A 14125-nucleotide genomic window follows, 5' to 3' on the forward strand; every position below is an offset into this window, starting at 1 on the left:
ATTCGCTCGACTTGCATGTATTAGGCACGCCGCCAGCGTTCATCCTGAGCCAGGATCAAACTCTCCAATAAAGTTAGTTTGTCTAGCATCTAAAAATAAAAATTGACGTTTCACGTTGTTTGTTTCGTTCAGTTTTCAAAGAACTTGTCCGCCGCTTCAGAAGCGACTTCATCATATTAACATCTTCATTTTTCGATGTCAACTATGTTTTTTAATTTCTTTTTTGTCGTTTTCTGCGTTTCCGCATCAGCGACGTTTATTAATATACCATCACGTTTTTTAAATAACAAGTGTTTTTTATAAAAAACAAAAAAATATCTATCCTACTTTTTCTATAAAAAAAACTGTTATCCTTTCTACTAAAAATAGTTATTCTGATTGTATACTACTACACTTCATTCAACCAAATTGCATTTCACAATACCTTCCCAGATTTTCATTCTCTTCTATATTAAAATTTATAATAATTATCCTTCTATAGAATAACGAGATAAATTAGCCGTAAGAAAAAATTACATCCCCATTAAACAGCCAACCACACGCATTAACCCCTTCCCATTCAAAAATTTAATTCTCTACAAATAACAACATTCCAACGCAAATATAAACTTAAGAATATTGTTAGAATTTTTTTACATTTAATTAATGAAAAATATCCATTTTTTGTTATATAGTAAGAAAGGACGTATTCAACTATAAATAAAGCAATGGAGGAATTATTTTATGGACAGGTTAACAAAGTTTTCATTAAAAAACCGCTCCGCCATTATCATCATGGTTTTTCTCATTTCCATACTCGGTGTTTATTCCGGCTCTAAATTACCTATGGAATTTTTGCCAAGTATCGATAATCCAGCAATCACCGTCACAACCTTATCTCAGGGACTTGACGCCGAAACGATGACAAAGGACGTAACTGACCCTCTCGAAAAACAATTTCGTAATTTGGAACATATCGATACCATCACTTCTTCTACGCACGAAGGATTATCACGCATCGACATTGCGTATACGTCCAAAGCAAATATGAAAGATGCAGCACGCGAAGTCGAAAAAGCCATCAATGCAATTAAATTACCTAAAGATGTAACCAAGCCCGTAGTTAGTCAATTAAACACTTCTATGATTCCACTCGCCCAAATTACTATCCAGAAACAAAACGGTTTTTCAAAAGCCGATGAAAAACAAATCGAAAAAGAAATCGTACCACAACTTGAAAGTATTGATGGTGTTGCCAATGTTATGTTTTTCGGAAAATCAACCTCTGAATTATCTATCGTACTTGACCCGAATCTATTAAAAAACAAAAACGTAACATCACAGCAGGTACTCACTGTTTTACAAGGAAAAGAAACTTCTACTCCAGCTGGAGCAATTACTGTTAATCAGGAAGAATACAACCTTCGCGTCATTGGGGACATAAAAAATACAAATGACATTAAGAATATCACTGTAGCACCTCAAGTGAAATTACAAGACATTGCTCAAATTGAACTCAAACAACACTACGATACAATTTCACATATAAACGGAGAAGAAGGCACAGGATTAATCATCATGAAAGAACCAAGTAAAAATGCAGTTGCAATCGGAAAAGAGATTGATAACAAAGTTAAAGAGATAAATAAGCAATATAAAGATCAATTTTCTATTAAACTTTTAGCCTCAACCCATGAACAAGTTGAAAATGCTGTTACTAGCATGGGAAAAGAAGTAATACTTGGAGCAATCGCTGCAACTCTAATTATCTTAATCTTTTTACGTAACTTCCGAACAACACTCATCGCTGTTGTCAGTATTCCATTATCTATTTTCTTAACACTCTTTTTACTACATCAATCTAACATCACACTTAACATTTTAACCCTTGGTGGTTTAGCTGTTGCGGTTGGACGTCTCGTCGATGATAGTATCGTTGTCATCGAGAATATTTTCCGCCGTTTACAAAAAGATTCTTTCTCTAAAGATATTATTCTCGATGCAACGAAAGAAGTCGCCGTCGCAATTACTTCTTCTACTTTAACAACGGTCGCTGTTTTTTTACCTATCGGCCTCGTATCAGGAGCAATCGGAAAATTAATGTTACCTATGGTATTAGCAGTTGTATATTCTATTCTATCGTCCTTAATCGTTGCACTAACAGTTGTTCCACTTATGGCTTTTTTACTACTCAAAAAAACAAAGCATCGAAAACCAAGTTCTTCACCAAGATATGTCGCTACGTTAAAGTGGGCTCTTTCTCATAAATTCATTATTCTACTTACTGCCTTTTTATTATTTGTAGGATCAATCGCAGCCTATATATTACTACCGAAAGCAAACATAAAATCGGAAGACGACACAATGTTATCTATTAACATGACATTTCCAGCCGATTATAATACTGAAGCTCAAAAACAAAAAGCATTTGATTTCGAAAAGAAACTACTTTCTAATTCAGATGTAACAGACGTTATTTTACGAATGGGATCTAGCGCAGAAGATGCACAATGGGGGCAAACAACTAAAAATAACCTTGCCAGTATATTTGTAGTCTTTAAAAAAGGTTCTGATATCGATCAATATATTAAAGAGTTAAAAAAAGAAAATAAAACTTTCGAGCCTGCTGAACTGGATTATATAAAAACAAGTTATTCAAGCTCTGGCGGCGAAAACAATTTGCAATTTAACATAACAGCTACTAACGAAGCGAATTTAAAAGAGACGGCTACTATCGTCGAAACAAAACTAAAAAGCATGGATAATCTTTCTAAAGTAAAAACGAATTTAGAAGACTCTAAGAAAGAATGGCAAATTCATATTGATCAAACAAAGGCTGAACAACTAGGCTTAACACCAGAAATAGCTGCGCAACAAGTAGCATTCCTTATGAAGAGATCGCCTATTGGCGAAATTACAATTAATAATGAAAAAACTACTATTATGATAGAACACAAAAAGGAAAACATGAATAAACAAGACGATATTTTAAACACAAACATACTATCACCTATTAATGGACCAATTCCTTTAAAAGACATCGCAACTATTTCAGAAAAACAAACACAAACAGAAATTTTCCATAAAGACGGAAAAGAAACAATTCAAATTACCGCCGAAGCTTCAAATGAAGATTTAAGTAAAGTAAACATAGAAGTAAATAAAGCGATAAATGACTTAGATTTACCTAGCGGTGCAAAAGTAAATATCGCAGGAGCTACTGAATCTATGCAAGAGAATTTTACAGATCTATTCAAAATTATGGGGATTGCAATCGGGATTGTATATTTAATTATGGTTATCACCTTCGGGCAAGCACGCGCTCCTTTTGCAATCTTATTCTCCCTGCCATTAGCTGCTGTCGGTGGTATTTTAGGATTAATCATTTCACGAACACCTGTTGATGTAAATTCCTTAATCGGTGCATTAATGTTAATCGGGATTGTCGTTACAAACGCTATTGTATTAATAGAAAGAGTTCAACAAAATCGGGAACACGGACTGGAAACGAGAGAAGCCTTACTTGAAGCAGGTTCTACTAGACTACGTCCAATTATTATGACGGCTATAACAACAATCGTCGCTATGCTACCACTCTTATTCGGTCAATCGCAAGCAGGAAGTATGGTATCAAAAAGTTTAGCCGTAGTTGTCATCGGTGGTTTAGCAGTCTCAACTGTTCTTACATTAGTAGCCGTTCCAGTTATGTATGAACTATTAGATAAAATCGGGAGAAAAAGGCGCTCCCGTAGAAAAATAAGCACTTCTACAGAAACACCCGATATTTAAAACCAAAAGGCGTTATCTTCACGAATGAAGATAACGCCTTTTCTCTATCTACTCATATAATCTATCATGTTTTCCGCATACCGCTCTAGAGGTTCACTAGAATCTACAATAAGATATTCACTATTTAAAGGTTTCTTACTACCATTTAACCACTTTTTAAAACCTACTTCCGATTCCACTTTTTCAATTTGACTGATCATACGCTTACGTGTTTGCAGTCTCACATTAATCTCTTCCATATCATTAAGATAACACTCAATATATTTATATTTCACACCATGTTTATTTGATAATTTAATCCCTTTTTCAACCATTCCCTCATATAAACATGGACTATCCAATATAACACTATGCCCTTGTTCTAAATAAGAATCAATCAATGCCCATTCGGCATCATATGCAAGTCCACCAACAATCGTTGATTCAATACCTTTCACTTCTAGTGATTTTAACAATGCTGATTTCAAAACGTCATGATCTACAATTATAGCACCTGTTAACTTCGCTATATACTTAGAAACTGTGGATTTTCCCGCCCCTGGAAAACCTGACATTTGCAGAAAAAACAAATTAAATCCACTCCCTCATTTTCACCTCTTTATCTATATAACGAATTACAAATTCAACAATCGCTACGCCTTTTCCTTCTATATTAAAACGCAAAAAGAACCCTCTACTTATAAATAGAGAGTTCTCCTTTGTAACTTATGCCGCTTTTATCTTCTTCGTCGTTTTACTTTTTCTTTTCGTTCCTGTAAAGCGCTTATGCAATACAGATGCTATCAAGCGTGAAATGACATTGAATAGTAATACCATAATAATTAATACAGCTGCAGATTTTGTCGCAATCAACTTCGCATCTGGAATAAACCCTTCAGAATTTAACTTCCAAATATGAACTGCTAACGTTTCAGCTGGTCTAAACGGATTTAAAGGATGCGCAGGACTCGAGAAGTCCGCTGCTGAATTTAAAATCGGGGATGTTAAACCCGCTGTGTAAATTAATGCTGCCGCTTCCCCAAATATACGACCCGCCGCTAAAATAATCCCTGTAATAATTTGCGGTAATGACGATGGGATAATAATACGAACGATCGTTTGCCACTTTGTTGCACCTAATCCAAGACTTGCCTCTTTTATATTATGAGGCACTTCTGAAATAGCATTTTCACAAACACGTGTTAAACCTGGTAAGTTTAAAATAGTTAAAGCAAGAGCACCCCCCATTACTGTGTATCCCCAGCCTGTCATTGTAACGAACACTAACAAACCAAATAAACCAACAACAATAGATGGTAAAGACGCCATTGTCTCAATGCATAAACGAACAAAATTTAAAAAGCGCCCCTGTTTTGCATACTCTGCTAAATATATTCCAGCACCTAGTCCAAGAGGAATAGATATAATAAGCGTTATAACAAGCATGTAGAAGGAATTGAATAACTGCGGACCAATCCCACCACCAGCTCTTGTATTACTTGGTTCTCCAAACAAGAAATTAGGATCCCAAAAACCCCATCCCTTTTGTAAAATTTCAAACACTAAGAACACTAGCATAGCTACGACCAAAGCAGCAACCGCATAAAAGATACCCGTCCAAACTTTATTTACCGTTCTTGCATTCATTATTATCGCTCACCTCTTTGCCCAATCGCTCGAATTACTAAAATAAACAGGAATGAAATAACAAGTAAAATCATCGCTAAAGTCCATAGCGCATTATTCCAAGCAGTTCCGTTCAATGTATTTGTCATGTCCATTGTCAAAATACCAGTTAACGTTGCTGTCGGACTATATATTCCTTCTGGTAATTTAATCGTATTCCCGATTACCATTTGAACGGCTAGCGCTTCACCAAAAGCTCGTGCTAAACCTAAAACAACACCTGTTAAAATTCCTTTTTTCGCAGCAGGAACAATCACTCGGCTAATTGCTTGCCATTTCGTTGATCCTAGGCCATAAGAAGCTTCTAAATAATCAAATGGAACAGAGCGTATTGCATCAGAAGCGATACTAGCAATAGTAGGTAAAATCATAATACTTAATACAACGATACCCGCAATTAAACTAAAGCCCACTCCCCCGAACGAATCACGTAATAGCGGAACTAAAATCGTAACCCCTAATAATCCGTATACTACTGACGGAATACCGACTAATAATTCTAAAACAGGCTTCAATACTTTATTTCCAAACTTCGGCGAAATTAAATTCATGAATATAGCCAGAGCTATAGCAATTGGCGCACTAATAATAACCGCACCTAACGAAACCACTGTTGAACCTACAATAAAAATTAAAGCCCCAAAAGATCCTTGATCAGCATTTGGATTCCATTTTGTCGATGTTAACATCTCAGTAAACGAGATGCCACTTTGTGTAAAAGATTGAATTCCTTTACCACAAATAAACGCAATAATAGCTAATGTAATTAAAACAATAAAAATACCACAAAACGTAACAAGTGATCTTCCTATATATTCACTTTTCACGTAATTAATTTGTTTTTTCCCCTTCATCACAGGACAGACCCCACTTCACAGATTGAAATGAACAGGACTGGCCTTGCAGCCAGCCCCATAAATTTGATTACTTATTTAATTTAGACATTGGAATGTAGCCCATATCTTCTACTTGCTTTTCAAAGTCTTTACCTTTTACATAATCGATGTAAGCTTTTGTTGCTTCTTTCGCTTCACCTTTTGTTACCATATACTCGTAAGACCAGAATGGATATTTACCAGACGCAATGTTTTCAACTTTTGGATCAGCACCATCAATTTTCACTGTTTGCAGTGCACCTTTTTTATCGCCCACCATGTAAGACATTGCTAAATAGCTTACTGAACCTGGAGTAGAATTGATAGCTTGCTCTACTGCACCGTTAGAATCTTGTGTTGTTCCAGTTCCATCATTGATTTTCGCGTCTTTCATAATTGTTTTTTCGAATGTAGCACGTGTACCAGATGAAGCTGGACGATTAATTACGTTGATTTTTTCATCTTTTCCGCCTACTTCTTTCCAGTTTGTTACTTTTCCAGTGAAGATATCTTGTACTTGTTGCACTGTTAAGTTATCAACTTTTACATCTTTATTTACAACAAGAGCGAATGCAATACCCGCTACCTTGTTATCTACTAATTCTTTCGCCTTTTCAGCATCTTTTATTTTATCTCCGGACGGAACATCTGAATTACCAATTTGTACTGCACCAGATGCTACTTGGTTAATCCCAGTTCCACTACCGCCACCTTGAACTTGAATAGAAACTTTTGAATTTTTCTCCATGAATTTCTTTCCAGCTTCCTCCGCAAGAGGTAGAAGAGCTGTAGAACCAGCTGCTGCAATCGTACCCGATAATTCTTGTTTTGTATTATCGCTTCCTTTAGCAGTTTCTTTACTAGTTGTATCTTCTGCTTTTCCACACCCAACTAATGCTCCTGCTACCACTAAAGCTGCTAAAGAGAATTTAATACCTTTTTTCATAACCATGTCTTGTACCCCCATTTGGATTATCACTTTTCGAATTCATTTTCTTTCGAACACAAATTCATTGTAGGACAACAATATTATGTGAGTGTTAAGCAATTTTTAATTTTAAGTAAATGACGATAATAACCCTTAAAATCTATGAATCCCAACATTTGCAGTTAAAGAATCCAACAAAAACCACACTAACTATGCTGTAATGTAAATTTATTCTTAACAATGTAAATTCAATGTAAATGTTTTTCTCTCTTTTTCCTTTTTAGTTAAAGTTATATTTACAATTCCGCTGTATTTTGTAACTTTTACACGCCTAATTTATGCACATAAAAAAGAATTTCAGTAATATTTTTTAGTACAACTAAATAAATTGGAACAATTCTAAAATTAAATGAATATTTTTAAAGTACTAATTGACAGCATCATCCAATGTAGTCTACTATATTACTAACAAAAAGTTTACCTAAGGAAACTTTTTAAACTAAAACTAACAATATAGAGAAGAGGTAACTTTTATGGTATCGGCTAATACTAAACCCCTTTCCGATTTTAAAACAGGGGAATTTGTACAAATTGAGAAGATACAATTAGAAGGAACTATGAAACGACGTTTATTAGATTTAGGATTTATCCCTGGGGCAACGATTAAAGTATTGCAACGCAGTCCACTTGGAGATCCGGTCGCCTATCAAGTGAGCAACACAACTATTGCACTGCGAAAAGAAGAAAGTTCCCTTATTTTCGGGGTATTAATAGGAGATGATTTCAGATGAGCAAACATCGTATTGCTTTAGCTGGCAACCCGAATACCGGGAAAAGTACATTATTTAATACTTTGACAGGTTTAAAACAACATACTGGAAATTGGACGGGAAAAACTGTTTTAAAAGCTGAAGGAGAATATGAACATAACGGAAGTACTTATACATTAATAGATTTACCTGGAACTTACTCACTATACTCAAATTCCGCGGACGAAGAAGTGGCGAGGGATTATATTATATTTGAAAAACCAGAAGTAACTGTAGTTGTCATAGACGCAACTGCTATGGAAAGAAATTTAAATTTAGCACTCCAAGTGATGGAAATGACAAACAATGTAGTCATTTGCATTAACTTAATTGATGAAGCCGAGAAAAAAGGTATTGTTATTGATGAAAAAAAATTAGCAAAATCACTTGGTGTACCTGTAGTTAAAATTTCAGCACGTAACCGAGTAGGCATTGGTCATTTACTAAATGTTATTGCAAAAGTAGCAAATAAAAAACTAATTCCAACACCAATTAAAATTACTTACAGCGAAAAAATCGAAAATATGATTCAGGAATTAGAACCACAAATTTATAAAGTGTTCGGTGATACGTATCCAGCACGTTGGATTGCGTTACGTATATTGGATGGAGATAAAAATTTCTTAACTACACTTCAAAAACACCATAATGAACCACTTGTAAGGGAGGTCGTAATTAATGGAATCTCACTCAGCCAGTAAAGCTCTTCCATTAGACTATATTATTCAACATGCACAAACACTTTCAAAAGAAGATATACGAGATGATATAGTCGGAGATATTTATCGAACATCTGCAAGCATATGTAAAGAATCCGTTCAATATACAAATACTGATAAATTATATCGTTCCGAAAAACTAGATAAAATTTTCACATCTCCAATCTGGGGATTCCCAATTATGCTCGGTATTTTATCTATTATTTTTTATCTTACAATCGCAGGCGCTAACGTACCATCTGATATGATTGCCGAATTCTTCGGATGGGCCGAAGGATATTTAACATCTTGGTTCCAAGCAGTGCATGCACCTGAATGGTTACATGGCATTTTAATACTTGGTTTATTCCGTGGTATCGGTGCTGTTATTAGCGTTATGTTACCACCTATGGCAATCTTTTTCCCTATGTTCGCGCTATTAGAAAACTATGGATACTTACCACGTGTCGCGTTTAATATGGACCGCTTATTCAAACGATCCGGCGCACACGGGAAACAATCTTTAACAATGGCAATGGGATTTGGTTGTAATGCAGCAGCCATTATGTCAACACGTATCATTGAATCACCACGTGAACGCATGCTAGCAATTTTAACGAACAACTTCGTTCCTTGTAACGGTCGCTGGCCTATGTTAATTTTAATGGCTTCACTATTTATGGCTGCTGGTTATACAGGCAGTATGCAAACATTGGTTACTGCTGGCGTTGTAGTTGGAATGGTTGTAATTGGTGTTATTATGACATTAACTGTTTCTTGGGTGCTATCAAAAACAGCTTTAAAAGGCGTCCCAACTCACTACACACTTGAGTTACCTCCGTACCGTAAGCCAAAGGTTTGGAATACAATTGTACGTGCAACACTCGATAAATCAGTTTATGTTTTAAAACGAGCTGTAGTTGTTGCTGCCCCTGCGGCTGCATTAACTTGGTTACTTGCTAACATTTTTATCGGTGACACAAGTCTACTTATGTATTTTGTAAACTTCCTAGATCCATTTGCTAAAATGTTAGGACTTGACGGCTTTATTCTAGCTGCGTTCATTCTTGGACTACCAGCGAATGAAATTGTTATCCCGATTTTATTAATGTCTTACTTATCAACCGGAGCTTTAACTGAAATAGATGATTTTAATCAAATTAAAAATCTATTCTTAGAAAATGGTTGGACTTGGTTAACGGCGTTAAACACAATGTTGTTCTCACTTCTTCATTTCCCATGCGGAACGACACTGGTTAACATATATAAAGAAACAAAAAGTGCAAAATGGACATTCTTATCGTTTGCAATCCCTACCGTTATCGCCATTGTTGTTACATTCCTCTCTACACAATTGGTACATTGGTTAGGGCTTGTATAAAACAAAGCATACATAGAAGGCATCCCCCTTCACATATGCTTTGCCCGAAAGAAACCTGAAAATCATTCAGGTTTCTTTTTTTGTACATCAGTATTCCACGGCTGCGCTCCATACGTTGTGAGTTTTTTATGAATGAAATATATAGCCCCCGGCAGCACCGCCATTAATATCGTGCAACTAATTCCTAATCCAGTAAACAACTTTCATCACCTTATTTCACTCTTTTCGGTAAAGCTGAACCTGAATGTTCAATTGTTGGATGAACGTGAACAGTAATTTCAGCATTACTAAAGTAATTTTCGCCTTGATCCCAATTCTTACTTATTTTTGTCCATTCTTTATAATTATGTCTCTTATACACTTCCCCTAACTCTAATACATCTACCTTATATTTTTTTTGAACAAGCTTAATCGACTTTTGAATACGCTCCTCCATTTCTTCCGATATATCCTTCTCTAAACGTTTTTCATTCAAAACCTTTTTATGATCACTAAAGTGCAACTCAGCTATTGTACCCTCCAGAAATAAATGAATATTAAATTTCGGTTTTGTAGCATTCGTTGTGGATACTTTAATTTTTCGACGTAACTTATGAATTTCATATGTAATAAGTTGATTCTTTTTACGGATGGTAAAAAAACCTCCAATTTTTTTACCTATTATATAATTCATTCCTAACGTTTGTTCTCCACTCAAACGCCCCACGCACTTATTATCTTTCCCGCGAAACAATGCTGCACCGTTCATTTGTACCCCTTGTTTTGTTAGTTCAAGAATAGGTAATACAAAACTTCGGTTAGAGATCATCTTTTCCTGTACCTCACCAATTCTTGCAGCCTCAATCATTTGGGCATTTTTCGGAGGGTGTTCAGCTAACATATCAATATACTGCGCCGGTAAATTTTCAGGCTTGGCACTTTGTTTTAAAATAGCTTCTGCATTTTTCTTAGAAACGAACAAACGGATATTTCTTCTCATCTCATGATCGCGAATATACACATCTAACGTATTTTGTAAAATGTATGGATGTGAAAGTAATTCTTCAGAGAAAATAATCACTTGTATATGAGGGAAAAATAATGTACGACTAATTTTTTTAGCGATTATTCTTATTTGTTCAAACACACTATCTGCTTTCGCACTAACATTAATATAATTTTCGCCATCTCCATCACCTTGTCCACCTTGCTGCGCTAACTTACTAGGAAGTACCATTTGATACGTCCCTTTCATAATTGGATTCGCTTTCTTCTCCTTCACGATATCATAAGCCGCTCCTACTACAAATCCTCTTTCTTCTATCTCTTCTAACTCAGAACACCCACTCATAAATCCAGTTAAAGTCATAACCATTATAATTTTAAGAAGGTGTTTCATTTCCACCATTCCTTCTTTTTATTTTATATACAATTAAAACGAGCAAAGGCGCTAACACAACAAACCCCATATCTATCCAAGCTAAATAAGTCCCATAACTCGATAAAGCATTCAAACTACTAGGTATCATATTCGCCATAAAAATAATAGGGGCACTTACGAAAATAAAAATATGTTTCTTCACTTTCGGAAACATAGCACAAAACAATAAAGATGCGACGTCATAATACATTGCTGTAGTGTTATAAATAGTAATAATCCAAGTCGTAAAAAAAATCGCATCAAACCTTTCTAAAAACCCTCCGCCAATTTCAATTTCTTTCCCTAATTCAATTGTTGGATATGTCAATCCACGTGTGGTCATATACGTAAAAACACTAATACAAGTTACATAAATTAAAATGTATGACAACACGTTTACCATCACCGCTTTCGCGACTGCCATTGGCGCTTTTTTCGCTGACTTATCATTCAGCAACACCGCATAAAATAAAGCTACTTCAAATCCAATAAACGTAAAAATAGAATTTTTAACTCCAACAGCATATTGACTTACTTTCGTTTGAAAAGCTGGTAGTAAATTATTTATTTCCATTAAATTTATATTCAATAAAGAAAGAAGTACTATCGCAATTAAAACAATAGGTAAGAATAAAACATTTAACCTTAATAAGGCTGCTCTTGATCCTGCTATTCCATAAATAACAACTAGTAAGAAGAAGAAAGACAGTAGTTGTATTGGTGTATCACTAAATAAATACGTTTGAGAAATAATTGAAATCATTCGCGATTCATATGCTGTCAAAGCAGCAAACGTTAATACTAAAATACTACTAATTGTGTATGCAACAGGCTTCGTCAAATGCGCACTCGTATATTGAACAAAATTTTGTTTCGGAAATAAGATTGCCACCCTCGTCACAAACCAACCTAAAACTGTACAGATCAATCCACCCAAAAGCAAAATAATCCAACCGTCCGAAAATAAAGTTTGGTTAGCAATATCTCTTGGCATAGACAATGCTCCTATACCAATAATGGTCGATGATACCGCAAACCCAATTTCCCGAGATCCAATCTCTTCATCGCCATACTCAAATGGTTTCAATTATTTTCGCTCCTTTGGACGTATTGTAGAATCTTTTGTTTGTAAGTACTCTGGTCTATCTTTCAACATCGATTTTGGCATGCGAATAAATTCTTCTTTCCAATCTTTATAAAATGCAGGAGCAATTGGAGTTGTATACGGTATACCAACGCTTGTTAAATTTGTAATATGAATAGCAAGTGCGATCAGAGCTAGAATAATCCCATACAAACCAAAAGCCGTTGCAGCTAATACAAAGACGAAAAGTAAAATTCGGAACGTAATTGTAATGCTATATACAGGAAGCGAAAACGTAGCAATCGCAGTAACTGCAATAATAATAACTAAAAATGGATTTACAATCCCTGCATTTACCGCAGCTTCTCCAATTACAAGACCTCCTACAATCCCTATCGTTTGTCCCATCGGTTTCGGCAATCGGATTCCAGCTTCTCGTATTAATTCCATAGTCAAGGCCATCATTAACGTTTCAATATACGCTGGAAACGGAACACCTTCCCTAGCACCTGCAATTGAATAAGCCAGTTTAGAAGGAATAAGCCCTTGATGGTAAGATACAAGTGCTACATACATAGCTGGTAACAAAACCGCAATTATACCTGAACCCATACGTAAAAATCGTAATAACGTTCCAATCACCCAGCGCTCGTAATGATCTTCTACAGATTGAAAAATATCAACAAATACGAGTGGCGCAATAAGAGCAAATGGGGATCCGTCTACCAAAATGGCTGCCTTTCCTTTCGCTAATGAGGCTATAATATTATCAGGCCTCTCTGTATTCAAAAACTGTGGAAATGGGGATAAATTATTATCCTGAATTAATTGTTCAATCGTACCTGTTTCCAAAACGACATCTGTCACTATTGATTGAAGACGGCGATCTAACTCTTTTACAATGTGAGGATTAATAATATCTTCTATATATACTAGGGTTACTTCTTTCTGCGATCGCTTCCCCATAATATAAGATTGGAACCTCAACTTTGGATCACGTAAACTACGTCGGATTAACATTTTATTCACATTAATATCTTCATTTAATCCAACTCTCGGTCCGCGTATTAAATCTTCTGTCACTGGTGGTTCTAAACTTCTCTTCTCCCAAGCCCTACTATTAATAACGATAGCAGTTTGAATATTATCAATTAATATAACTGTATCTCCCGCTAAAATCGCATTCATAATGTCTGGAAACTTCGTCTTTACACCCACTTCTGCGATAGAAATAAAGCGATCCAATAACGTTTGAACAACGGCTTCCTCACTTGGAATTTCTTCGTATTGCAGCGTACGAACGACATATTTATAAACATTATCCTTGTCTGTTAATCCACATAAAAACACAACCGCACAACGTGTAAACCTCCCAGCAAGAGCAACTTCTCTAATTGTTAAATCATTAGGTGAACCTAACTCATCCCTAATTTCTTTCATGACTTCAAATAAGTTACCTTCAAGCTCTAACAATTTCCCCACCTAACTTCCTTTTCAACAAGTTTTTAGTTAGATTCC

The 14125-nt window shown here is 35.4% G+C and carries 12 protein-coding genes and 1 rRNA gene; 4 read left to right on the forward strand and 9 right to left on the reverse strand.

What is annotated here, in order from left to right; translation table 11 throughout:
• Window positions 1-71: ribosomal RNA gene (locus C4S65_RS13895) — 16S ribosomal RNA — on the reverse strand; the annotation flags it as partial.
• Window positions 72-723: 652 nt separating this feature from the next.
• On the opposite strand from C4S65_RS13895, the gene C4S65_RS13900 reads away from it, so the two are divergent.
• Entirely contained in the window at window positions 724-3768 is a 3045-nt protein-coding gene (locus C4S65_RS13900) for an efflux RND transporter permease subunit (RefSeq protein WP_098838582.1), read from the forward strand.
• A 44-nt stretch (window positions 3769-3812) separates the two neighbouring features.
• Here the strand turns inward: C4S65_RS13900 and C4S65_RS13905 are convergent, their stop codons facing one another.
• The 4 genes from C4S65_RS13905 to C4S65_RS13920 all read right to left on the reverse strand — a co-directional run bounded on the left by C4S65_RS13905 (window position 3813) and on the right by C4S65_RS13920 (window position 7260).
• On the reverse strand, window positions 3813-4337 hold the full coding sequence (locus tag C4S65_RS13905; RefSeq protein WP_061668140.1) for an AAA family ATPase: 525 nt from the start codon (window positions 4335-4337) through the stop codon (window positions 3813-3815).
• A gap of 136 nt (window positions 4338-4473) precedes the next feature.
• Complete coding sequence (gene pstA, locus C4S65_RS13910) at window positions 4474-5394, reverse strand: phosphate ABC transporter permease PstA (RefSeq protein WP_097820791.1); 921 nt, start codon at window positions 5392-5394, stop codon at window positions 4474-4476.
• 2 nt (window positions 5395-5396) lie between these two features.
• The gene (pstC, locus tag C4S65_RS13915; protein WP_000676676.1) at window positions 5397-6287 is read right to left on the reverse strand and encodes a phosphate ABC transporter permease subunit PstC; all 891 of its coding nucleotides are present in this window, start codon (window positions 6285-6287) and stop codon (window positions 5397-5399) included.
• 70 nt (window positions 6288-6357) lie between these two features.
• Window positions 6358-7260 (reverse strand): phosphate ABC transporter substrate-binding protein PstS family protein, encoded by a 903-nt coding sequence (locus tag C4S65_RS13920; RefSeq protein ID WP_000245111.1) that lies wholly within the window; start codon window positions 7258-7260, stop codon window positions 6358-6360.
• Window positions 7261-7769: 509 nt separating this feature from the next.
• Between C4S65_RS13920 and C4S65_RS13925 the strand changes: the two genes are divergently transcribed.
• From C4S65_RS13925 to C4S65_RS13935, 3 genes are read left to right on the forward strand one after another with little or no spacing between them, the layout of a single operon-like run.
• Window positions 7770-8027 carry a FeoA family protein gene (locus C4S65_RS13925; protein ID WP_000252988.1) on the forward strand — a complete coding sequence of 86 codons (258 nt, stop codon included), beginning with the start codon at window positions 7770-7772 and terminating at the stop codon, window positions 8025-8027.
• Entirely contained in the window at window positions 8024-8746 is a 723-nt protein-coding gene (locus tag C4S65_RS13930) for a FeoB small GTPase domain-containing protein (protein ID WP_000033873.1), read from the forward strand. Before C4S65_RS13925 ends, C4S65_RS13930 begins: the two co-directional genes overlap by 4 nt.
• On the forward strand, window positions 8724-10124 hold the full coding sequence (locus C4S65_RS13935; RefSeq protein WP_000443607.1) for a nucleoside recognition domain-containing protein: 1401 nt from the start codon (window positions 8724-8726) through the stop codon (window positions 10122-10124). Before C4S65_RS13930 ends, C4S65_RS13935 begins: the two co-directional genes overlap by 23 nt.
• Before the next feature lie 62 nt (window positions 10125-10186).
• Here the strand turns inward: C4S65_RS13935 and C4S65_RS34370 are convergent, their stop codons facing one another.
• The 4 genes from C4S65_RS34370 to gerLA are packed head-to-tail and all read right to left on the reverse strand — an operon-like array spanning window position 10187 to window position 14089.
• On the reverse strand, window positions 10187-10324 hold the full coding sequence (locus C4S65_RS34370) for a hypothetical protein (protein WP_000493991.1): 138 nt from the start codon (window positions 10322-10324) through the stop codon (window positions 10187-10189).
• Between the two features lie 11 nt (window positions 10325-10335).
• Window positions 10336-11502, reverse strand: a complete 1167-nt coding sequence (gene gerLC / locus C4S65_RS13945) for a spore germination protein GerLC (RefSeq protein WP_000681638.1) — start codon at window positions 11500-11502, stop codon at window positions 10336-10338.
• Complete coding sequence (gene gerLB, locus C4S65_RS13950; RefSeq protein WP_000802019.1) at window positions 11486-12610, reverse strand: spore germination protein GerLB; 1125 nt, start codon at window positions 12608-12610, stop codon at window positions 11486-11488. Before gerLB ends, gerLC begins: the two co-directional genes overlap by 17 nt.
• On the reverse strand, window positions 12611-14089 hold the full coding sequence (gerLA, locus tag C4S65_RS13955; RefSeq protein ID WP_003306323.1) for a spore germination protein GerLA: 1479 nt from the start codon (window positions 14087-14089) through the stop codon (window positions 12611-12613). It lies immediately after the preceding gene.
• Window positions 14090-14125 lie beyond the last annotated feature (36 nt).

The sequence above is a fragment of the Bacillus sp. ok061 genome (assembly GCF_900108285.1).
Classification (GTDB): domain Bacteria; phylum Bacillota; class Bacilli; order Bacillales; family Bacillaceae_G; genus Bacillus_A; species Bacillus_A thuringiensis_S.